Source organism: Isoptericola hypogeus, from assembly GCF_039531145.1.
Classification (GTDB): Bacteria; Actinomycetota; Actinomycetes; order Actinomycetales; family Cellulomonadaceae; genus Isoptericola; species Isoptericola hypogeus.
Genome location: NZ_BAAAPM010000003.1, coordinates 369,821 through 391,447, shown reverse-complemented (window position 1 = coordinate 391,447; position 21,627 = coordinate 369,821). Strand labels below are relative to the sequence as shown.

Below are 21,627 nucleotides of genomic sequence, written 5' to 3'. Positions count from 1 at the left end.
CCTTCTGCCCGGCCCGCGGGTGACCATGGGCGGGTGAGCGCACCGCCGACCCGTACCGCCAGCAACCCCCGCACCGTCGAGGAACCCCGGCCGGTCCGGCTCCTGGGCCGTGGGAGCGAGCGGTTCGCGGCGGCGACGTCCGGCGTCTGGGCGACTCTGCAGGGCGTGGTGCTGTCGTACGCGGTGGTCGTGCTGCTCGCGGTCGTCGGCGTCCTCGGCGGGGCGCAGACGCCCGACGCTGCCTGGACGTCGGCGTTCGGCGTGGCCACCGGTCTCTGGCTGCTCGGGCACGGGGTGCCGGTGGCGGCGGGCGGCGCCACGATCACGCTCGTGCCGCTCGGCATCGGCGCGCTGGCCGTCTTCACCGCCTACGTCTCCGTGAAGCGGTCGACCCTCCCGACGCTCGCCGCCTGGGTGGGGGCGGTCGTCGCGTACGCGGTGGTCACCGCTGCCCTCGCCGCGGCGACGGGCGCGCAGGACCTGGGCAGGGTGGCGCTGGCCGTCGTCGGCGGCGCGGTGGTCGGGGGGCTCGGCGCGGCGCTCGGCATCCTCGTCCCGCCGGAGCGCCCGGTGGTCGTCGAGCCCGGCGGGAGGCTCGACCGGTGGGTGCCGGACGTGATGCGGCTCGGCATGCAGGCGGCCGCCGTCGCCCTCGCCCTCCTCGTGGCGGCCGGCGCGCTGCTGACCGTGGTGTGGGTGGTCGCGGGGCGCGCGACGTCGGACGACATCGTGGGCGGGCTCGCGCCCGGCTGGATCGGCGGCATCGTGCTCGCCGTCGCGCAGCTGGCGCTGCTGCCCAACCTGATCGTGTGGGCCACGGCCTGGCTGGCCGGGCCGGGGTTCGCGGTGGGGGCCGGGACCGTCTTCGCGGCGAGCGGGACCGTTGCCGGCCCGCTTCCCGCCGTCCCCCTGCTGGGCGCGCTGCCCGGCCCGGACTGGGCCGGGCCGGCCGCGGTCGTGTGGGGTCCGGCGCTGGTGGTCGGGTGCGGGGTCGCGGCGGGCGCCTTCGCATGGCGGCGGCTCGACCCCGACCGGGTGCGCTGGGCCGACGTCGCGTGGGTGCTGGCGGGGCTGGTGCTCGTCGTCGTCGCCGTCACCGGGCTGCTGCAGTGGTGGGCGGGCGGTGCCGTGGGCGCCGGGCGGCTCGCAGACGTCGGGGGAGACCCGCTGCTCGTCGCGGGCGTCGTCGCCGGGGAGGTCGGCGTCGGCGCCGCGGGCGCGCTCGCCTGGGCGCACCTGGGCCTCGGGGCGCGGCGACGACGCGGGTAGGCGCCAAGGCGGGCGCCGGTAGGCTGGCGGCCGTGCAGACCCCCTCCGGCCACCCTGTCGCGTCCACCTCCCCGGAGTCGACCGCGCAGGCGCGGCTCGTCGTCCTCGCGTCGGGCGGAGGCTCCAACCTCGCGGCCCTGCTCTCCGCGCACGACGACGCCGGGTACGGCGCGCGGGTCGTCGGCGTCGTGTCGGACAAGCCCGGCGCCGGCGCGCTGGACCTCGCACGCGACGCCGGCGTGGCGTCCGTCGTCGTGGCTCCGGCGGACTTCGAGGACCGGGCCGCGTGGAACGTCGGCGTCGCCGAGGCCGTGGCGGTGTTCCGGCCCGACTACGTGGTGCTCGCCGGGTTCATGCGCATCCTGGCGCCGTCCTTCGTGGACCGGTTCGCGGGGCGGATCGTCAACACCCACCCCGCGCTGCTGCCGTCCTTCCCCGGCGCGCACGGCGTGCGCGACGCCCTCGCCTACGGCGTCAGGGTCACCGGCTGCACGGTGCACGTCGTGGACAACGGCGTCGATACCGGGCCGATCCTCGCCCAGGCCGTGGTGCCCGTGGCCGACGGCGACGACGAGGCGAGCCTGCACGAGCGGATCAAGGTCGCCGAGCGCGCGCTGCTCGTCGAGACCGTCGGGCGCATCGCGCGCGAGGGGCTGCGGGTCGACGGGCGCAAGGCCGTCATCGGCTGACGGCGGTCGTCAGTCCGTCGTCTCGCGCTCTCGGGCGGCCTCGCGCGTGCCGTCGGGGTCGTCGCGCGGCGCGACGGCGGTGAGCACCTGGTAGACCTCGCGCGGGGTGTCGGCGCCGTCACGTGCCGCGGCGAGGCTGCGCTCCGACCAGCGGTTCAGGAGCTCCGAGAGCTCGTGCACCAGCTCGTTCCCCTCGTCGTGCGTGAGCAGCATGGTGGTGAGCATGAACGTCCGCCCGGTGCCGCGGGTCTCCTCGTGCTCGCCGTGCGCGAAGACCTCCGTGAGCCACTCGACGGTCGGACGCAGGATGAGGTCGGCGGCGCCGCCGGCGCTCGGCTTCACGTTGTAGCTGGTCGCGACGTTGGTCCAGACGCGGTCCCGCTTGTCGCGGGCGTGCTCGGGAGCCTCGACGATCATCCCGGCCTTGGCGAGCACGCGCAGGTGGAAGCTCACGGAGTTGGCCGGCTGGCCGATCGCGGCCGCGAGGTCGGCGGCCCGTGCGTGGTCGAGGACGGCGAGCTGCATGAGGATCCGCTGGCGCACCGGATGGGCGATGGCGCGCAGCGTCTCCGGGTCGCGGACCTCCATCGTCTCCATGCGGGGGTTCGGGTCAGGCACGGGCCGAGCCTAGCAAGAGCCCGCAGGGAACATTGCGCAATAGCTATTGCGCAATGAGAGTTGCGGGTCTACCGTCGTGGGCATGAGCCACACCACGGCCGCCGAGCCGTCCCGCGCGACCGCCGCCGAGCCCGCCGATGCGGCCGCCCCGCCAGTCGCAGCGGCGCCGCCGGACCCGGCCGCCCCCTCGGCACCGTTGCGGCGCAACCGGCCGTACATGCTGCTCATGTCGGGGCTGACCACCCAGTCCCTCGGGGTGAGCATCGCGAGGTTCGCCGTCCCGCTGCTGGCGCTGGAGCTCACGGGCTCGCCCACCGCGGCGGGAGTCGTGGCGGCCGTCGGCCAGACCGGGGCCCTGCTGGCCGCCCTCCCGGCCGGCGTCGTGGCGGACCGCACGGACCGGCGCAGGCTCGTTGTCGGGGCGGCGAGCGTCGCGGCCCTCTTGTGGGCCACCGTGGTGTTCGCCGGCGTCACGGGCGGGCTGACGGCGTGGCACCTCGCCGCCGTCCTCTTCGGCGCCGCCGTGGCGACCGCGTTCCTCGACCCTGCCATCAGCGGTGCCTTCCGCGCCGTCGTCCCGCAGGCGCAGCTGCCCACCGCGTACGCCGCCGCGCAGGGGCGGGACGCCGTCGCGGGGATGCTCGGCGGACCGCTCGGCGGCGTGCTGTACGGCATCGGTCACGTCGTCCCGATGATCGGAGCCGTCATCGGTGAGGCGGCGACGGCGATCTGCGCCTTCTTCGTCAAGGAGCCGCTGAACGGAGACGTGGCCGACCAGCGCGCCACCCGACCGCTGGTCGCGCTGAAGCAAGGGCTGCGGTTCGTCTGGTCGGTGCCCCTCTTCCGGGCGTGCCTCGGGCTGTTCGTCGTGGTGAACGTCGCGCTGAGCGGCATGATGATCGGCATCAACCTCGAGCTCGCCGGCAACGGCACCCCGCCGGTGCTCATCGGCGTCCTCGGCATGGTCACGGCGGGGTCGATGCTCCTCGGCGCCGTGGTCGCGCCCCCGCTCGTGGCCCGGCTGCGGCTCGGCGTCGTGACCGTGCTCGCGCTCGGGCTGCTCGTCGTCGCCTTCGCCGTCATGGCGCTCGTGCAGACCTACCTCGGGTACGTGATCCTCACCGGGGTGGGGGTGCTGCTCGTCCCGGCGGTGAACGCCGGGATGGCGGGCTACATCGCGGCGATCACGCCGGGGGAGATGCAGGGCCGGCTGTCCTCCGTGCTGGGGCTCAGCGGCGTGGCGGCGCTGCCGATCGCGCCGCTCGTGGGCGGCACCCTGCTCGACGTCGGCGGCATCGGCGTCGTGCTGTGGACGCTCGTGGCGCTGCTCGCCGCGACCACCGTCGCGCTCTCCCTGGTGCGGTCGCTGTGGAGCGTCGGGACGCCGGACACCTGGGCCGACGACGCGCTCCCGATGCCCGCGGAATGACGCCCCGACCGGGAGCTGTCGGAGCCAGGTCGGTCCATTCCCTCACCTGGCTCCGACAGCCCATGGGTCAGACGGCGGACCAGCCGCCGTCGGACGCGACGATCGCGCCGTTGAGGTTCACGGCGTCCCGCGAGAGCAGGAACGTGATCGACGCGGCGAGGTGCTCCGCCGTCGCGACCCCCGGGATGTTGCCCATGAACTTCCCGAGGCGGGCGCCGCCGAACTCGGCCTGGGCCGGCACCCGGATGCCGGTGGCCACGCCGCCGGGCGCGACGGCGTTGACCTGGATCCCCGTGCCCGCGTACATCACCGCCGAGGACTTGGTGAGGCCGACCACGGCGTGCTTCGAGGCGGTGTACGCGGCGCCCGCGGCGGAGCCGCGCAGGCCCGCCTCCGACGCGACGTTGACGATCCGCCCGCTACGGGCCGCGAGCATGCCGGGGACGACGGCGCGCATGAGGCGCATCGTGCCGTCGACGTTCACGCGCATCACGCGCTCCCACGTCGCGTCGGTGAGCTCGTGGACCGCGCCCATGTCGTCCATGATCCCGGCGACGTTCGCGAGGGCGTCGACGCGGTCGCCCGCGGCGCGAAGGATCTCCTCGACCGACTCGGAAGACGTGATGTCGCCCGCCACGGCGACGACCTCGGCGCCCGACAGGGCCTCGACCAGCTCGTCGAGCTTCTCCTTGGCGAGATCGACGGCGACGACGCGCCCGCCCTCGCGGGCCACCCGGGAGGCGACGGCGCGGCCGATGCCCGACGCGGCGCCGGTGACGATCACGGTCTGGCCGGTGAAACGACCCGGGATGATCTGCTCGACCCAGGGTCCGGTGCCGGGCGCGGCGGCGGGGGCGTCGTCCTCGGCGTCCTCGGGCGCCTCGGCGCGGTAGGCGGCGACGAGGCCGTCCACCATCTCGGCGGGGAACTGGCCGTTCGACAGCGTGACGAGCTGCCCCAGCGGGAGGTTGCGTGCCGGGGCCAGGGCCTCGGCCGACGCGCCGGCCTGCTCGAGGACGGCGCCGAAGATACGGCCGCCGACCGGGTGGTCGATCCACTCGCCGACGGTCGAGGATGCGGACAGGGCCATGGTGCACTCCTTGCTGGCAGGTCCCTCACGGGCTATCCGGACAACTCTGTCCGGTTGCTAGTGTAGTCCGGTGCCCGCCGACCGGAGCAAAGCCCGCCCGACCACCCGGAGCAACCCCGGACCCGCGGCGGCCGCGCGCAACCGTGCCGCCCTCCTCGCCGCCGCGCACGGGATCTTCGCCGAGTCCGGGACCGCGGCCCCGCTGAGCGCGATCGCCCGCCGCGCCGGCGTCGGGCAGGGCAGTCTCTACCGCCACTTCCCCGACCGGCTGGCGCTCGTCGCCGCGGTCGTGGAGGAGAACGTCGACGAGCTCGAGACGGCGTCCGGCCGGGACGCCGCGAGCCTGCCGGACCTCCTCGGGCTGGTCACGCGCCACGCCGTCGAGTCCGTCGGGGTGGTCGACCTGCTGGTCGAGGACCGGCCCGGCCGGATGCTCGCGCTGCGCGACCGGGTCGAGGCGGCGCTCGCCGCGCACCTCGACGCGGCGCTCGCCTCGGGCCGGGTGCCGGCCGGGACGACGACGGCCGACGTCATGCTGGGCGTCGAGATGGTGTCCGGCGCGCTCACCCGTCGCCCGTCGTCCGAGCGCCCGGCCCTGGCTGCGAGGGCCTGGAGCCTCCTCGGCATCGCGGTCACGCTGCCCCGGTGACGGCAGCGCGGGTGATCGGGCCCGGCGGTATTCGGTAGACTCGCCGCGGCCGTGACTGGCGAGGGTGGGTCACCACCGGGGAGCGGCCGACCGGTCGTCGACGCAGCACCGCGCGACCGGCCGCCATGCGCGCCGCCCGCCTGGGTGCGAGGGTCTTTCCGCGAGAACCCTGCCCCCGAGGAGAAGACATGTCCGGCGCAGCCTCCACCCCGCACATCACCGCCCCCGACGTCCAGCTCGCCGACGACGCCCAGCGCCCCGTGAAGCGCGCGCTGCTCAGCGTCTACGACAAGACCGGCCTGACCGAGCTCGCCACCGCGCTGCACGCCGCCGGCGTCGAGCTCGTGTCCACCGGCTCCACCGCCGCGCGCATCGCCGACGCCGGCGTCCCCGTGACCCGGGTCGAGGAGCTCACCGGCTTCCCCGAGTGCCTCGAGGGCCGCGTCAAGACGCTGCACCCGCGCGTGCACGCCGGCATCCTGGCCGACACCCGCAAGGCCGACCACCTCACCCAGCTCGCCGACCTGGGCATCGAGACGTTCGAGCTCGTCGTCGTGAACCTGTACCCGTTCGCCGCCACCGTCGCGTCCGGGGCCGGGCCGGACGACGTCGTCGAGCAGGTCGACATCGGCGGCCCGTCGATGGTCCGCGCCGCGGCGAAGAACCACCCGAGCGTGGCCGTCGTCGTCGACCCGGCGCGGTACGACGACGTGGTCGCGGCCGTCCAGGCCGGGGGCTTCACGTTCGCGGGGCGCAAGCGCCTCGCCGCCGCCGCGTTCGCGCACACCGCCCAGTACGACGTCGCGGTCGCCTCCTGGTTCGCCAGCGTCTACGCGCCGGACGAGATCGCGCTCGAGTCCCACATGCCCGACATCGCGGGCGCCACGTTCGAGCGCGCCGCCGTGCTGCGGTACGGCGAGAACCCGCACCAGCGGGCCGCGCTGTTCACGCGCACCGACGGCGCGGCCGGGCTCGCCCAGGCCACGCAGCTGCACGGCAAGGCGATGAGCTACAACAACTACGTCGACGCCGACGCCGCCTGGCGCGCCGCGCACGACCACGACGCGCCCGCCGTCGCGATCATCAAGCACGCCAACCCGTGCGGCATCGCCGTCGGCGAGGACGTCGCCCAGGCGCACGCCCGCGCGCACGCCACCGACCCGGTCTCCGCGTACGGCGGCGTCATCGCCGCGAACCGCGTCGTCACCCGGGCCGCGGCCGAGGGGATCGCGCCGATCTTCACCGAGGTCGTCCTCGCCCCGGGCTTCGAGCCCGAGGCGCTGGAGATCCTGCAGAAGAAGAAGAACGTGCGCCTGCTCGTCGTCGACACCCCGCCGCACGCCGTCGCCGAGAACCGGCCGATCTCCGGCGGCATGCTCGTCCAGGAGGTCGACCGCTTCCAGGCCGAGGGCGACGACCCCGCGTCCTGGACCCTCGCCGCCGGGGAGGCCGCGGACGAGGCCACCCTTGCCGACCTCGCGTTCGCCTGGAAGTCGGTGCGCGCCGCGAAGTCGAACGCCATCCTGCTCGCCTCGGGCGGCGCGGCCGTGGGCATCGGCATGGGCCAGGTGAACCGGGTCGACTCGTGCCGCCTGTCGGTGGAGCGGGCCAACTCGCTGGCCGAGGGCGACGCCGGCCCTGTCGAGCGCGCCCGCGGCGCCGTGGCGGCGTCCGACGCGTTCTTCCCGTTCGCCGACGGCCTGCAGGTGCTGATCGACGCGGGCGTGCGTGCGGTCGTGCAGCCGGGCGGGTCCATCCGCGACGCCGAGGTGGTCGAGGCCGCCCGCGCCGCTGGCGTCACGATGTACTTCACCGGCACGCGCCACTTCGCCCACTGACACCGCATCGCCGGTTGAGCTTGTCGAAACCTGTCTTGGTTTCGACAAGCTCAACCGGCGACGGCGTCCTTGAGCCGGACGGCGGGATCGGTGGCACGGCCGAGGTCCAGGCGTAGCGGCTCGCCGCGGTTCATCAGTCGCCGCACGCCGCCGACGTCGCGGGGCGAGTCGACGAGCAGCACCGCGCGGACCGTCGCGACGCCGTCGACGGGGGCGCCGGACGCCTGGCCGGGGTCGAGGTAGAGCGCCGCCCACGGACCGTCGCCGGGCGTCCCGCGCCAGACGACCGGGCCGTGCGCGGCGCCGTCCGTGGCCGGCAGGCCGAGCAGCGCGAGGTCGTGGCCGAGCTGCTGCGAGAAGACGTACGGCGCGTGCGCCTGCCCCGGCCCGACTCCGAGCACGGACCGGGCGGTCGCGTCCGGGTCGTGCAGCGCGGCCGACCAGTGCCCGCCAGGCACGGTGCCGAAGACCGGGTGCGCCCGGGAGGCCACGTCGCCCACGGCCCACACCCGCGGACGGCCGGGGACGGCGCCGTCCGCGTCCGTCAGCACGGCACCGCGCGCGTCGAGCGGGAGCGACCCGGCGAGCCACCGCGACGCCGGGCGGGCGCCGACCGCCGCGAGCACCAGGTCCGCCGGCAGCTCCTCGCCCGACGCCAGCTCCACGCCGGCCGGGCGCACCGCCGCCACGGGGACGCCGGTGCGCAGCCGCACGCCCGCCGCGTCGTACCAGCCGCTCAGGTGCGCCCCCACCTCGGCGCCGAGCTGACGGGTCAGCGGGCTGGCCGCCGCCTCGACGACGGTCGCGTCGGCGCCCGCGCCCGCGGCCACGCCCGCGATCTCGGCGCCGATCCAGCCCGCGCCCACCACGACGAGCCGCAGACCCGGCCGCTCCCGCAGCGCGGCGCGCAACCGGTCGGCGTCGTCGGCGGTGTGCAGCACGGCGGCCGATTCCCAGCCGGCCGGCCGCACCGGCTCGGAGCCGACGGCGAGCACGACGGCGTCCGCGACGAGCCGCGCGCCGGAGGCCGTCGTCACCTCCGCGCCGTCCGGGCGGGACTCGAGTCGGGTCGCCGGATCCGCGAGGCGCACGTCGTCGGCGAGCTTCTCCACGTCGACGCCGAGGTCGTCGCGCAGCCACACCGGCGCCGGTCGGGTGAGCAGTTCCTTGGACAGCGGGGGACGGTCGTAGGGCGGCACCCCCTCGGCGCCGAGCAGGGTGATCCGGCCGTCGAAGCCGTGGGCGCGCAGGGCCGCGACCGTCTGGGCTCCGGCGAGCCCTGCCCCGACGACCACGACGGAGCGCGGGGGGCGGGCGGGCGGGTCGAGGGCGGGTGCTGGTTCGGGTGCGGTCGGGACGCTCACCCTCCGAGGGTAGGCTCGGCTGCCGTGGATCCCCGAGCGCAGCCCGACCCGGCAGGGGGGCGCCCCGAGCCCGCGCCCGTGTGGCACTCCGTCGACCGCTCGGACGAGGGCGCGCCCGCCTCCGGGCGCCGTGTGCCCGGGCCGGAGCGCGCCATCGTCACCGTGCTGGTCGGCGTGGTGCTGGCCGTCGTGCTCGGCGTGCTGGTGGGCGCACGGCTGGGCACCCTCACCGTCGCGGTCACCCTCGCCGTCGCCGGGACGTGGCGCGCGACGTCGCCGTCCGGACCGATGGGCCTGGTGGTGCGCAGCCGCGGGTTCGACGTGCTCACGTGCTGGACGGCGGCCGTCGCCATCGGCGTGCTGGCGCTCACCGCCCCGGGCGTCGGCTGAGGCGGAGCGGAACCGCAGACTCGGCCGACCGACGGCCCGGCTGAGGCGGAGGTGCAGCGGAGGGTGCGGGCCGAGGTACGAGGCACGCGCCCGGAGCGGAACCGCAGACTCGGCCGACCGACGGCCCGGCTGAGGCGGAGGCTCTCGGAGACGACGAGGGCCGGCTCCCCGCGATCACGGGGAGCCGGCCCTCGGCGTGGCCGGGTCGAGGGTCAGGCCCTCGGGGCCTCGCCGTCGCGGCGGCGGTCGGTGTCGACGTCGGTGTCCGTGTCGGCCACGTCCGTGGCGGCCTCGTCGGACGTGTCGTCGGCGTCGTCGGGCTCCGCGCCGGCCAGGGCGCCGTCGTCGACCACGTCGTGCTCGGCCGGCTCGTCGTCGAGCGTGTCGCCGGCCTGCGATCCGACCTCGACCTGCGCCACGGCCGGGACCGGGGCGAAGGCGCGGTAGAAGAGCGCGGCGAGCGCGGCGCCGACCAGGGGGGCCCAGAGGAACACCTGGAAGAACTGGCCCCACGTCCAGCCGCCGGCGAACACGGCCGACGCGAGGGAGCGGGCCGGGTTCAGCGAGGCGTTCGTGACGGGCCAGGCGACGATGAGCATCGCGCCCAGCGTCAGGCCGATGACGACCGGCGCGTAGTTCACGGTGGTGCGCTTGCTGGTCACACCGAGGATGACGCCGACGAACACGGCGGTGACGACCACCTCGACGAGGACCGCAGCCCACATGGAGAACTCGGCGGGCGAACCCGACTGGGCGGTGAGCGCGGCGAGCGGCGAGTGGGTGCCGAAGCCGTTCGCGGTGCCCTGGAAGAGCGCGGCCTTGTCCGCGGCGCCGGTGAGCGCCGGGAACGCGTCGGGGATGATCGAGTACATGACGGCCGAGGCGGCGATGCCGCCGACGAACTGGGCGACCCAGTAGGGCAGCAGGTCGCGCCACGGTGTGCGGCCGGCGAGCGCCAGGCCGAACGTCACCGCCGGGTTGAAGTGGCCGCCGGAGACGCCGCCGACGGCGGCGATGGCGCCCATGACGAGGATGCCGCCGGCGAGCGCCACGGGCAGGATCTGACCGCTGTTGACCGCGTTGAACGTCGCGGTGCCGACGATGCCCAGCACCAGGACGAAGGTGCCGAACGCCTCGGCGGCGAGTCGGGCGAAGAGGCCGTGCTCGGGTGCCGTCGACTCCTCGACGGCGACCGCAGGCGTGCCGCTCTGTGCGGCGAGGTCCTGGGACATGAGGTCCTTCTCTGTTCGGGAGACGGGCGTCTCGGTGTGCCCCCGGGTGGGGGCGTTCTGTCGGCGACCGTGGTCGCGGCGGGCATGCTGCCACCGGGTTCTGGACGATTCCTGGGTGCCCCGGCCGGTGTCGTCCCTGGTCGCACCGTATCGCGCTCCCCGGCGCCGCGCGGGACGGTCGCGCGGGCGCGTCGCCGAGCCGTGGTGTCGGCACGGCGCGACGCCGGTCGCGAGATGCGGTCGACCCAGGCCGCCCGCTGCGCCACAGTAGGGGCATGACGACACCAGTGAACGTCACCGTCACCGGAGCAGCCGGCCAGATCGGGTACGCGCTGCTCTTCCGGATCGCGTCGGGCGCCATGCTCGGCCCCGAGGTCCCCGTGCGGCTGCGGCTGCTCGAGATCCCGCAGGCGGTGAAGGCCGCCGAGGGCACGGCGATGGAGCTGGACGACTGCGCGTTCCCGCTCCTGGCGGGGATCGACATCCACGACGACGTGGCCGCCGGGTTCGCGGGGACCAACGTCGCGCTGCTCGTGGGTGCCCGGCCGCGGGGTGCGGGCATGGAGCGCGCGGACCTGCTCGAGGCCAACGGCGGCATCTTCGGCCCGCAGGGCCGGGCCATCAACGACCACGCCGCCGACGACGTGCGGGTGCTGGTCGTGGGGAACCCGGCCAACACCAACGCGCTCATCGCGGCGTCGAACGCCCCCGACGTGCCCAAGGACCGCTTCACGGCGATGACGCGCCTCGACCACAACCGGGCGCTGTCCCAGGCGGCGGCGCGCGCCGGGGTGCCGGTGGCGCAGGTGCGGCGGCTGACGATCTGGGGCAACCACTCCGCGTCGCAGTACCCCGACCTGTTCCACGCCGAGGTGGGCGGCCGGCCGGGCGCCGAGCTGGCCGCCGACACCGCGTGGCTCACCGACGACTTCATCCCGACGGTCGCGAAGCGCGGCGCCGCGATCATCGACGCGCGCGGCGCGTCGTCGGCGGCGTCGGCCGCGAACGCGGCGATCGACCACACGCGCGACTGGACGCTCGGTACGCCCGAGGGCGACTGGACGAGCGCGGGCCTCTGGTCGACGGGGCAGTACGGGGTGCCGGAGGGGATCGTGTCCTCGTTCCCGGTGACGTCCTCGGGCGGGACGTGGGACGTGGTCGATGGCATCGAGATCGACGACTTCTCCCGGGCGCGCATCGACGCGAGCGTCGCCGAGCTGGTCGAGGAGCGCGAGGCGGTGCGGTCGCTCGGACTGATCTGAGCGGGGCGGATAAAGAGCGGCGGCCTGTCGGCGGGGGCACATAGGCTTCTCGGGCCATGATCCATGCCCCCGCTGTGACGCCCGACGCCACGTCCGCGCCCTCGCCCGTGCCCACCGACCCCTCCCGCCGGCTGGACTGGCGACGCCTGCGCGGGCCGGTCGCCGCCGTCGCCCTGCTGGCGCTGACGCTCGGCGCCGTCGGGACGGCGCTCGGCACCGTCATCGCGGGGCGGCTCGCCGACGACCCGACGACGGCGCTGCTCGCGCTCCTCGCGACCTGCGTCGTCGGGGCCGCCCTGTTCGACACGGCCGGCCAGGTGGTGTGGGCCGGCGTCGTCGACCGCGCCGAGGGAAAGCTTCGCGGGGACCTCCTCAGCGCGGCGCTCCACCAGCCGCTGGCCACGCTCACCGAGCAGGCGGTCGGCGAGGTGCTCGACCGGGTCGACGACGACACGCACGCCGTCGGCACGCTGGTGCGCCGCCAGCTGTGGGGCGCGGGGCGCACGCTCGTCGGGGTCCTGCCGATGTGGGTCGTCGCGGGCGTGACCTGGTGGCCGGCCTGGATCCTGTTCCCGGCGCTGGCCGCGCTCGCGGCGCTGCTGGTACGGCCGATGCTGGGCGAGATCGCCCGGCGGAAGGTGATCGAGGAAGCCGCCTGGACGGACCACGCCGCGGCGTTCGAGGAGTCCGTGGCCGCGCGCAACGACCTGCGTACCAGCCTGGGGCAGCCGTTCGCGATCCGCCGCCTCGCCCAGCGGTCGGCCGAGGTGCACCGCCGGTTCCGCGACGTCGTGACGGTGGAGGCGAAGATGCTGCGCCGCGCCGGGCTCGTGCTCGCCGCGCTGCTCGCCGGGGTCGCCGTGGCGGGCACCGCGTTCGCCTCCAGCGGCGGGCTTCCCGTGGACCGGCTGGTCACGCTCTTCCTGGTCACGGCGATGTTCGTGGGCCAGGTGGACAACCTGATCCACCACCTCCCGGACATCCAGGAGGGCCTGGGTGCGATCACCCGCATCCGGCAGATGCTGTCGGTCGTCCCGGAGCCCGCGGGCGGCGCCTCCGTGCCCGACCCCCGCTCGGGATCGAGCTGCGCGACCTGCACTTCTCGTACGCCGAGGGCACGTTCGCCCTGCAGGGCGTGAACCTGCGGGTGCCGGCCGGCGAGACCGTCGCGCTGGTCGGCCGCACGGGCTCGGGCAAGTCGACGCTCGCGTCGCTGCTGTCCCGGGCCGTCGAGCCGGAGCCGGGCTCCGTGTTCCTCGGTGGCACGGACGTGCGCGACCTGGACCTGCAGCAGCTGCGCGCGTCGGTCGGCGTCGTCACCCAGCGCACCGAGATCCTCGCCGGCACCCTCGCCGAGAACATCGCGCTCTTCGCCGACGTGCCCCGCTCCGACGTCGAGGCCGCCGTCCGCGAGCTGCGTCTGGACGACTGGGTGAGCGGCCTGTCCGACGGGCTGGACACGCTGCTCGGTCCCGGCGGCACCACGCTGTCCGCGGGGGAGGAGCAGCTGGTCGCCTTCGCGCGCCTGCTCGTGCGCGACGTGCAGGTCGTCGTGCTCGACGAGGCCACGGCGCGCATGGACCCGCTGACCGAGGCGCGCGTCGTCGCCGCGTCCGACCGGTTGCTCACCGGGCGCACCGGTGTGCTCGTCGCGCACCGGCTCACCACCATCGAGCGCGCGGGCCTCGTCGCGGTGCTCGACCACGGCCGCGTCGTGCAGCAGGGCCCGCGGGCCGAGCTCGCCGCGGCTCCCGGCCGATACCGCAGCCTGCTGGAGGCGAGCGCGTCCGACGGCGGCCTCGACGGGAGCGTCGACGGCGGGGTCTCGTCGGTCGAGCCTGTCGAGACCCCGGTCGAGCCCTCGTCGGTCGAGCCTGTCGAGACCTCGGTCGTCGCGACCGACGCCGTGGGAGGGCGCCGCCGCCGCGGCGCGCCACCCGAGCTGGCCGACCCGGGCGACGGGCCGAGCCTGGCCCGCGGCGTGCTGCACGCGCTGGTCGTGCGGCCGGCGTGGGGACTCGTGGGCGCGGTGCTCTTCCTGGTGGCCAGCCTGGTCTCCGCGCAGGGCGCGCTCACCGGCTTCCTGTTCGGGCACGCCGTCGAGGGCCTGGAGACCGGCGGCTTCCCGACGGTGCTGCTGGTGCTGCTCACGGTGCTGCTCGTCGCCGCGCCGCTGGCGCTCGCCCGCGCGCTGTACGTGTACCCGCGCTGGTGGGTCGAGGTGCTGCTGCGGGTGCGCATGGCCGTGCTGGCGGGCCAAACGCGTCAGCACCGGCTCACGGCCACGCCCCCCGGCGAGGTGGTGGCGCGCGCCATGGACGCCGACCGGTTCGTGCGGTACTCCGACCGCTGGGTGGACTTCGTCAACGGCCTGGTCATCGCGGGCGTGACGGCGCTGCTGAGCCGCTCGTGGCTCGCCGGCGCCGTGCTGCTCGCCGTCATGGTCGTCTCGGCCGCGGCGTCCGCGATCGGGCGGCCGATCGCCGGCCGCTCCGCCACGCGCTCGTCGGCCGCGCGCGCTGGCTTCGGGCGGGCCCTGGTCTCCGCGCTCGACTCCGCGCGCACGGTCAAGCTCGCCGCGCGCACGCCGCAGGTGCACGCCCACCTGCGCGAGGTCGACGCAGGCCGCGTGCGGGCCGCGATCTTCGAGCACCGGGTGCAGGCCGCCCTCGACGGCGTGCCGATGATCATGATCCAGCTCGGCGTCGTCGCGGCGTGGGCGGGCCTCCTCACCGGGACCTGGAGCCTGGCCACCGCGCTGCTCGTGTCCAGCGCCGTGAACGGCTTCGGCTGGTTCGGCGTCGTCGCCGGCGCGGTCGTGACGGAGGCGCCGGGCACCCGGTCCTGGCAGCAGGCCACCAGCCGGTTCGCGGCGGGCGCCGACCTCATGGACACCCCGCCCGGCGTGGACCTGGTCACCGGCGACGCCCCCGCGCCCGACCAGGGTCCGCGCCGGGAGCTGGAGCGGCTCGAGCTCGCCGGCATGACGGCGGTGCACGACGACGGCACCATCGGCGTCTCGGGCGTCGACCTGGCGGTGCGGCGGGGCGAGCTGGTGCTGCTGCTCGGGCAGGTGGGCTCGGGCAAGTCGAGCCTGCTCTCGGCGCTGGCGGGCCTGATGGAGCACACGGGCCGCATCCGGTGGAACGGCGCGGATGTCACCGACACCCAGACGTTCCTGCGGCCCGGGCAGGTCGCGCACGTCGCGCAGGTGCCGCGGGTGCTGTCGGGGACGTTCGCCGAGAACGTGCGCCTGGACCACGAGCGCGAGGTCACCGGGCCGGTCGCCGCGGCCCGGATGGAGCAGGACGTCGTCGAGGCCGGCGGGCACGGTGCCCTCGTGGGGCACCGCGGCGTCCGGCTGTCCGGCGGTCAGGTGCAGCGCCTGGCGCTGGCGCGCGCGCTGGCCGCCGACGCGGAGCTGCTGCTCGCCGACGACGTGTCCAGCGCCCTGGACGCGGCCACCGAGATCGAGCTGTGGGAGTCGCTGCGGGCGCGCGGCACCACCGTCGTCGGTTCGACGTCCAAGCGGGCGGCGCTCGCCCGGGCCGACCGCGTCGTCGTGCTGGTGGACGGCGAGGTGGCCGACGTCGGACCATGGCGCGACCTCTCGCCGCGCTGGAGCCACCTGGCGGGCTGACCCCCTCCGCAGGGGACGAGAAGGGCTGGAATCCGTACCCGGGTTCCAGCCCTTCGTCGTACCCGCCCGCTCTGCTCGTACCTCTTGCTGCAAACTTGCAGCAACGCTACAGTCGCGGCGGGTCGCGACTCGCGCGCCCGGACGACGAAGGAGTCCTCCTTGCCCGCTGTTGACGAGCCCCGCGCCCATCGGCTCCACAGTCCTCGACGGCCCGCGACCCGCGCGGCGGCGTCGCTTACTGCCGTCGCGCTCGCCGTCCCGGCCCTCGCCGCGGGGCTCGCGGGCGTCGCCGTGACGACCGCCCCGGCGGCCGGCGCCGCGGACCGCACCGCGACCCTCGTGGGCAGCCTCCAGACCGAGCTCGGCTGCGCCCAGGACTGGGACCCGGCCTGCGCGGCCACCGCGCTCGCTCCCGCGGGCGACGGCACGTTCACCGCCGAGCTCGACCTGCCCGCCGGGACGTACGAGTACAAGGTGGCGCTCGACGGCGGCTGGGACGAGTCGTACGGCCGCGAGGGCACGGACGCGAACGCGCCGCTGGTGCTCGGCGGCGACGCGCGGGTCCGGGTCACCTACGACGACACCACGCACCGCATCGCCGTGGTCCCGCTGACGCTGGCGGGCGGCTACGACGAGGCGACGGACGCGGCGCTGGTCGCCCCGCCGGTGCGCCAGGCCGGCTCGGACGAGCGGTTCTACTTCGTCATGACCGACCGCTTCGCCAACGGCGACGCGACCAACGACGCCGGCGGGCTCGAGGGGGACCGGCTCGCGACGGGCCTCGACCCGACGGACAAGGGGTTCTACTCCGGCGGCGACCTCGCCGGGCTGCGGGAGAGGCTCGACTACGTCGAGGGCCTCGGCACCACGGCCATCTGGCTGACGCCGTCGTTCCTCAACCGCCCGGTGCAGGGCACGGGCGACGACGCGAGTGCCGGCTACCACGGCTACTGGATCACGGACTTCACGCGGATCGACCCGCACCTGGGCACCAACGCGGAGCTCGAGGCGCTCATCGCCGACGCGCACGAGCGCGGCATCAAGGTCTACTTCGACATCATCACCAACCACACCGCCGACGTCGTCGACTACGCCGAGGGCACGTACGGCTACGTCGACCAGGCGACATCGCCGTACACCGACGCCGACGGGAACGCCTTCGACCCGGCCGACGTCGCGGGCACGGCCGACTTCCCGGCGCTCGACGCGGCGACGTCGTTCCCGTACACGCCGCAGGTCGCGCCGCAGGACGCGGACCTCAAGGTCCCGGCCTGGCTCAACGACCCGACGCTCTACCACAACCGAGGCAACTCGACGTGGACGGGCGAGTCCGTCACCTACGGCGACTTCGACGGCCTGGACGACCTCATGACCGAGGATCCGACGGTGGTGGACGGCTTCGTCGACGTCTACACCGACTGGGTCGACCTGGGCATCGACGGCTTCCGCATCGACACGGTCAAGCACGTGAACCCGGAGTTCTGGGAGACGTGGTCCGCCGCGGTCATGGACCACGCGCACGCGGCGGGCAAGGACGACTTCTTCATGTTCGGCGAGGTGTACGACGCGGATGCCGCCAAGACGTCCCCGTACGTGCGCGGCACGGACATGAGCTCCGTGCTCGACTTCTCGTTCCAGGCGGCGGCCACGAGCTACGCGAGCGGCAACAGCGCCCGCGGCCTGGCGAGCCTGTTCGCGAGCGACGACCGGTACACGACGCCCACGAAGTCCGCCTCCGCGCTCCCGACGTTCCTCGGCAACCACGACATGGGCCGGGTCGGGTACATGCTGGCCGGCACCGACGACCCGCTGGGCCGCGACGAGCTGGCGCACGAGCTCATGTACCTCACGCGCGGCCAGCCGGTCGTGTACTACGGCGACGAGCAGGGCTTCGCGGGCACCGGCGGGGACAAGGGCGCCCGCCAGAGCCTGTTCGCCACCCAGGTCGACGAGTACGCCGACCAGCCGCTCGTGACCGGCGAGCAGGCGGGCAGCGTGGACCGCTACGACACGGGCGCGCCGCTGTACACGCACATCGCCGAGCTGGCGGCCCTGCGCGAGGCGCATCCGGCGCTCGCCACCGGGGCGCAGTTCGAGCGGTACGCCGAGAACGGGGCGGGGATCTACGCCTTCAGCCGCGTGGACCGCACCGAGAAGGTCGAGCACCTGGTCGCGGTGAACAACGCGGCGTCCGAGAGGTCCGCGACCTTCGCGACCCTCACGCCCGGTGCGTCGTACGACGTCCTGTACGGCGGCCTGGCGGGCGAGGGCGAGACCCTGACCGCCGCCGACGACGGCACCGTGACCCTCACCGTGCCCGCGACGTCCGCCGTCGTGCTGCGCGCGGACCGCACCGTGGGCGCGGGCGGCGACGGCGCGATCGACGTCGCCGTCCCCGCGCCCGGCGCGGCCGTGACCGGCACCGCCGCCGTCGCGGCCGACGTCGACGACGACGCGTGGGCCGAGACGTCGTTCGCGTGGCGCGAGGTCGGCACCGGCGGGTGGCACCACCTCGGCACCGCCGAGGACACGACGCCGCGCGTCTTCCACGACGTCGACGACGACGCCTCCGACCTGGCTGAGGGCACGCTCGTGGAGTACCGGGCGGTGACGACCGACGCCGACGGCGACCGCGCGGCGTCGTCCACCTTCGCCTCCGTGGGGGTGGACGTCTCCGGCGCGGTCGGGGACATCGAGCCCGAGCCGGAGATCGACCTGGTCACCGTGCCGGGCAGCCACAACAGCGAGATGGGCTGCGCGGGCGACTGGACGCCGGACTGCGAGGGCGCGCGCCTGACCGAGCGCCCGGACGGCGTCTGGGAGGGGACGTTCGACCTGCCCGCCGGCGACCACGAGTACAAGGTCGCGGTCAACGGCTCGTGGGACCTCAACTACGGCGTCGGCGGCGAGGCGGGCGGCGTGAACGCCACCTACTCCCACGACGGCGGTGAGATCACGTTCTACTGGGACCCGGTGAGCCACGACTTCTCGTCGACGGCGCAGGGTCCGGTGGTCACGCTGGCCGGGTCGTTCCAGGACCAGGTGGGCTGCCGGAGCAGCTCGGGCGAACCTGTCGCCTGGGCGCCGGACTGCCTGGCGTCCTGGCTCAAGGACCCGGACGGGGACGGCACGTACACCTGGTCCACGGACCGGCTCGCCGCGGGCGCGTACGAGGCCAAGGTGGCACACGGCCTGAGCTGGGCCGAGAACTACGGCGTCGGCGGCGCGCCCGACGGCGCCAACTACTCCTTCAGCGTGGGCGACCCTTCGACAGGCTCAGGAGGGGCCCGCGAGACGGTGACGTTCTCGTACGACATCGCCTCCCACGTCCTCGAGATCGGGGTGGAGAACCCGCCGCTGCCCGGGGTCGGCCAGCAGGCCGCGCACTGGGTGCGGGAGGGCCTCCTGCTCGCGCCGGGCGACCTCGGCGCCGGCGAGGAGTGGACGCTGTGGGCGGCGCCCGACGGCGGGCTCGCGGTCGCGGACGGCGAGGTGCGGGGCCCGGACGGCGGGGAGCTGCCGGAGGGGGCCGCGTCGTACGCGCTCGCGCCCGCGGGGGACGTGCCCGACGACGTCGCGCGCGACTTCCCGGCGCTCGCGGGTCACGCCGTGCTCGCGCCCGTCGGCGACGACCCTTCGACCCTTCGACAGGCTCAGGACAGCGCAAGCTCAGGACAGCGCGGCGAGCCGCTGGGCCGCGCCGTCGTCGAGGATCTGCTGACGGGCCAGCTGCTCGTGACGCGGGAGTCCGGCGACGGACTGACGGCCGCGACCGGCGTCCAGGTGCCGGGCGTGCTCGACGACCTGTACGCCGAGGCGGCCGCGGACCGGGACCTCGGGGCGCAGCTGCACCCGAGCGGGAAGTGGGCGTCGTTCGCGCTGTGGGCGCCGACGGCGAAGGACGTGGACCTGCTGGTCTGGCCCGCGGGCCGCGACCTGGACGACGACCCGGAGCGCTTCGACGCGGTCCGCGAGCGCGACGGGTCGTGGACGCTCGACGGCAAGCGCGCGGCGAAGGGCCTCGCGTGGGACGGCGCCCGCTACCGGTACGCGGTCACGGTGTACGTGCCGGGCACCGGGAGGGTCGAGACGAACGTCGTCACCGACCCGTACTCGGCCGGCCTCACCCTCGACTCGACGCACTCGGTGGTGCTCGACCTCGACGACCGCCGGTGGCAGCCGCTGCTGTGGCGGCTCGCCCGCCAGCCCGTCGTCGAACGGCTCGTGGACCAGACGATCTACGAGCTGCACGTGCGCGACTTCTCGATCAGCGACGAGACGGTCCCCCCGCGGCTGCGCGGCACGTACGGCGCGTTCGCGGTGCCGTGGTCGGACGGCATGCGGCACCTGCGCTCCCTCGAGCGTGCGGGGCTGACGACGGTGCACCTGCTGCCCACGTTCGACATCGCGTCCATCCCCGAGGACCGCGCCGACCAGGAGACGACGGGCGACCTGTCCGGCCTCGCGCCGGACTCGGCGGAGCAGCAGGCGGCGGTGGCGGACGTCGCCGCGAGCGACGGCTTCAACTGGGGCTACGACCCGCTGCACTTCTCGGTGCCGGAGGGCTCCTACGCGGTGCAGGCCGACGGCGGGGCCCGCGTCGCGGAGTTCCGCACCATGGTGGGCTCGCTGCACGCGTCGGGCCTGCAGGTCGTGCTCGACCAGGTGTTCAACCACACAGCGGCGAGCGGGCAGGACCCGAAGAGCGTGCTCGACAAGGTCGTGCCGGGCTACTACCACCGGCTGAACCCGACGACGGGCGCGGTCGAGACCAGCACCTGCTGCCAGAACGTCGCCACCGAGCACGCGATGGCGGAGAAGCTGATGGTCGACTCCGTGGTCACGTGGGCCCGCGACTACAGGGTCGACGGCTTCCGCTTCGACCTCATGGGCCACCACTCGCGGGACACCATGGAGGCCGTCCGGACGGCGCTGGACGAGCTCACGCCCCGCAAGGACGGCGTGGACGGCTCGCGGGTGTACCTGTACGGCGAGGGCTGGAACTTCGGCGAGGTCGCGGACAACGCCCTGTTCACGCAGGCCACGCAGGGCCAGCTCGGCGGCACCGGGATCGGCACGTTCAGCGACCGGCTGCGCGACGCCGTGCACGGCGGGTCGCCGGTGGACGCGGCGTCGCGGTTCACGCAGGGCTTCGGCACCGGGCTGTTCACCGACCCGAACGGCCGGGAGGCGACCGAGGGCGAGCCGGGCAGCGTCAACGACGGCTCCGGCGACGAGGCCGCCGACCTCGGCCACCAGACCGACCTCGTGCGCCTCGGGCTCGCGGGCAACCTGCGCGACTTCGCGTTCCGGGCGACCGACGACGCCGCCGGCGAGGTCACGCGGGGCGAGGACCTCGACTACCGCGGGGCGCCGGCCGGGTACGCCGACTCCCCGGAGGAGGTCGTCACCTACGTCGACGCGCACGACAACGAGACCCTCTTCGACCTGCTGACGCTCAAGCTGCCGCAGGAGACCGCGATGGCGGACCGGGTGCGGATGAACACGGTCTCGCTCGCCACGACGGCGCTCGCGCAGACCCCGTCGTTCTGGCACGCGGGCACGGACCTGCTGCGCAGCAAGTCGCTGGACCGCAACTCCTACGACTCGGGCGACTGGTTCAACGCGATCGACTGGTCGGGGCAGGACAACGGCTTCGGCCGCGGCTTGCCGCCGGCGGCCGACAACTCCGAGGCCTGGCCGGTCCTGGCCCCGCTCCTGGCGGACCCGGCCCTCAAGCCGGCACCCGCCGACATCGAGGTGGCCTCCGACGCCGCCCGCGACCTGCTCGAGCTGCGCTCCTCGACCCGGCTGTTCCGGCTGGGCAGCGCCGCGCTGATCGAGCAGAAGGTGTCGTTCCCCGGCGCCGGGCCGGACGCCGCCCCGGGGGTCGTCGCGATGGCGGTCGACGACACCGTCGGCCGGGACGTCGACCGGCGGCGGGACGGCGTGCTCACGGTGTTCAACGCCTCGCCGGACGCCGTCACGCTGGAGCTCCCGGAGCTCGCCGGCCGCGACTACGCGTTGTCGCGCGTCCAGGCGACCGGGAGCGACGACGTCGTGCGACAGACGGGGTGGGACGCGCGCACGGGCACGGTGACCGTGCCCGCCCGCACGGTCGCCGTCCTGGTCGACCGGCAGTAGGACGACCGGTGGT

General features: G+C 75.1%; 12 protein-coding genes and 1 pseudogene. 9 read left to right on the top strand and 4 right to left on the bottom strand.

All coding sequences use genetic code 11. The features are described from left to right. Positions 1-33 precede the first annotated feature (33 nt). Positions 34-1,269 (top strand): cell division protein PerM, encoded by a 1,236-nt coding sequence (locus ABD254_RS04050; RefSeq protein WP_344245902.1) that lies wholly within the window; start codon positions 34-36, stop codon positions 1,267-1,269. A 32-nt stretch (positions 1,270-1,301) separates the two neighbouring features. Beyond that, complete coding sequence (gene purN / locus ABD254_RS04045; protein WP_344245900.1) at positions 1,302-1,958, top strand: phosphoribosylglycinamide formyltransferase; 657 nt, start codon at positions 1,302-1,304, stop codon at positions 1,956-1,958. Positions 1,959-1,967: 9 nt separating this feature from the next. Here the strand turns inward: purN and ABD254_RS04040 are convergent, their stop codons facing one another. Then, on the bottom strand, positions 1,968-2,576 hold the full coding sequence (locus ABD254_RS04040; protein WP_344245898.1) for a winged helix-turn-helix domain-containing protein: 609 nt from the start codon (positions 2,574-2,576) through the stop codon (positions 1,968-1,970). 82 nt (positions 2,577-2,658) lie between these two features. On the opposite strand from ABD254_RS04040, the gene ABD254_RS04035 reads away from it, so the two are divergent. Next, positions 2,659-4,005: an MFS transporter gene (locus tag ABD254_RS04035; RefSeq protein WP_344245896.1), complete on the top strand. Its 1,347-nt coding sequence runs from the start codon at positions 2,659-2,661 to the stop codon at positions 4,003-4,005. A 67-nt stretch (positions 4,006-4,072) separates the two neighbouring features. Here the strand turns inward: ABD254_RS04035 and ABD254_RS04030 are convergent, their stop codons facing one another. Next, on the bottom strand, positions 4,073-5,095 hold the full coding sequence (locus ABD254_RS04030; protein ID WP_344245894.1) for an SDR family NAD(P)-dependent oxidoreductase: 1,023 nt from the start codon (positions 5,093-5,095) through the stop codon (positions 4,073-4,075). 70 nt (positions 5,096-5,165) lie between these two features. Here ABD254_RS04030 and ABD254_RS04025 point away from each other — a divergent pair, with 70 nt between their 5' ends. Together ABD254_RS04025 and purH are read left to right on the top strand one after the other, a co-directional pair. Further along, positions 5,166-5,744 (top strand): TetR/AcrR family transcriptional regulator, encoded by a 579-nt coding sequence (locus tag ABD254_RS04025; RefSeq protein ID WP_344245892.1) that lies wholly within the window; start codon positions 5,166-5,168, stop codon positions 5,742-5,744. A 188-nt stretch (positions 5,745-5,932) separates the two neighbouring features. Then, positions 5,933-7,582, top strand: a complete 1,650-nt coding sequence (gene purH, locus ABD254_RS04020) for a bifunctional phosphoribosylaminoimidazolecarboxamide formyltransferase/IMP cyclohydrolase (RefSeq protein WP_344245890.1) — start codon at positions 5,933-5,935, stop codon at positions 7,580-7,582. 50 nt (positions 7,583-7,632) lie between these two features. On the opposite strand, the gene ABD254_RS04015 is transcribed toward purH, so the two are convergent. Beyond that, positions 7,633-8,946 carry an NAD(P)/FAD-dependent oxidoreductase gene (locus tag ABD254_RS04015; RefSeq protein WP_344245888.1) on the bottom strand — a complete coding sequence of 438 codons (1,314 nt, stop codon included), beginning with the start codon at positions 8,944-8,946 and terminating at the stop codon, positions 7,633-7,635. A 24-nt stretch (positions 8,947-8,970) separates the two neighbouring features. Here ABD254_RS04015 and ABD254_RS04010 point away from each other — a divergent pair, with 24 nt between their 5' ends. Then, entirely contained in the window at positions 8,971-9,336 is a 366-nt protein-coding gene (locus ABD254_RS04010) for a DUF3017 domain-containing protein (RefSeq protein ID WP_344245887.1), read from the top strand. 212 nt (positions 9,337-9,548) lie between these two features. On the opposite strand, the gene ABD254_RS04005 is transcribed toward ABD254_RS04010, so the two are convergent. Then, positions 9,549-10,568 (bottom strand): aquaporin, encoded by a 1,020-nt coding sequence (locus ABD254_RS04005; protein WP_344245886.1) that lies wholly within the window; start codon positions 10,566-10,568, stop codon positions 9,549-9,551. Positions 10,569-10,843: 275 nt separating this feature from the next. Here ABD254_RS04005 and ABD254_RS04000 point away from each other — a divergent pair, with 275 nt between their 5' ends. The 3 genes and pseudogenes from ABD254_RS04000 (at position 10,844) to pulA (ending at position 21,614) form a co-directional block, all read left to right on the top strand. Next, on the top strand, positions 10,844-11,830 hold the full coding sequence (locus ABD254_RS04000; RefSeq protein ID WP_344245884.1) for a malate dehydrogenase: 987 nt from the start codon (positions 10,844-10,846) through the stop codon (positions 11,828-11,830). 56 nt (positions 11,831-11,886) lie between these two features. Then, a pseudogene (locus ABD254_RS03990) lies at positions 11,887-15,470 on the top strand (ATP-binding cassette domain-containing protein). Between the two features lie 159 nt (positions 15,471-15,629). Continuing rightward, positions 15,630-21,614: a pullulanase-type alpha-1,6-glucosidase gene (gene pulA / locus ABD254_RS03985; RefSeq protein ID WP_344245879.1), complete on the top strand. Its 5,985-nt coding sequence runs from the start codon at positions 15,630-15,632 to the stop codon at positions 21,612-21,614. Positions 21,615-21,627: the final 13 nt, after the last annotated feature.

Bases quoted from the DNA above. Each gene is read 5' to 3' on its own strand.
- ABD254_RS04035 (WP_344245896.1), top strand. From the start codon at position 2,659: ATGAGCCACACCACGGCCGCCGAGCCGTCCCGCGCGACCGCCGCCGAG.
- ABD254_RS04030 (WP_344245894.1), bottom strand. From the start codon at position 5,095: ATGGCCCTGTCCGCATCCTCGACCGTCGGCGAGTGGATCGACCACCCG.
- purH (WP_344245890.1), top strand. From the start codon at position 5,933: ATGTCCGGCGCAGCCTCCACCCCGCACATCACCGCCCCCGACGTCCAG.
- ABD254_RS04005 (WP_344245886.1), bottom strand. From the start codon at position 10,568: ATGTCCCAGGACCTCGCCGCACAGAGCGGCACGCCTGCGGTCGCCGTC.
- ABD254_RS04000 (WP_344245884.1), top strand. From the start codon at position 10,844: ATGACGACACCAGTGAACGTCACCGTCACCGGAGCAGCCGGCCAGATC.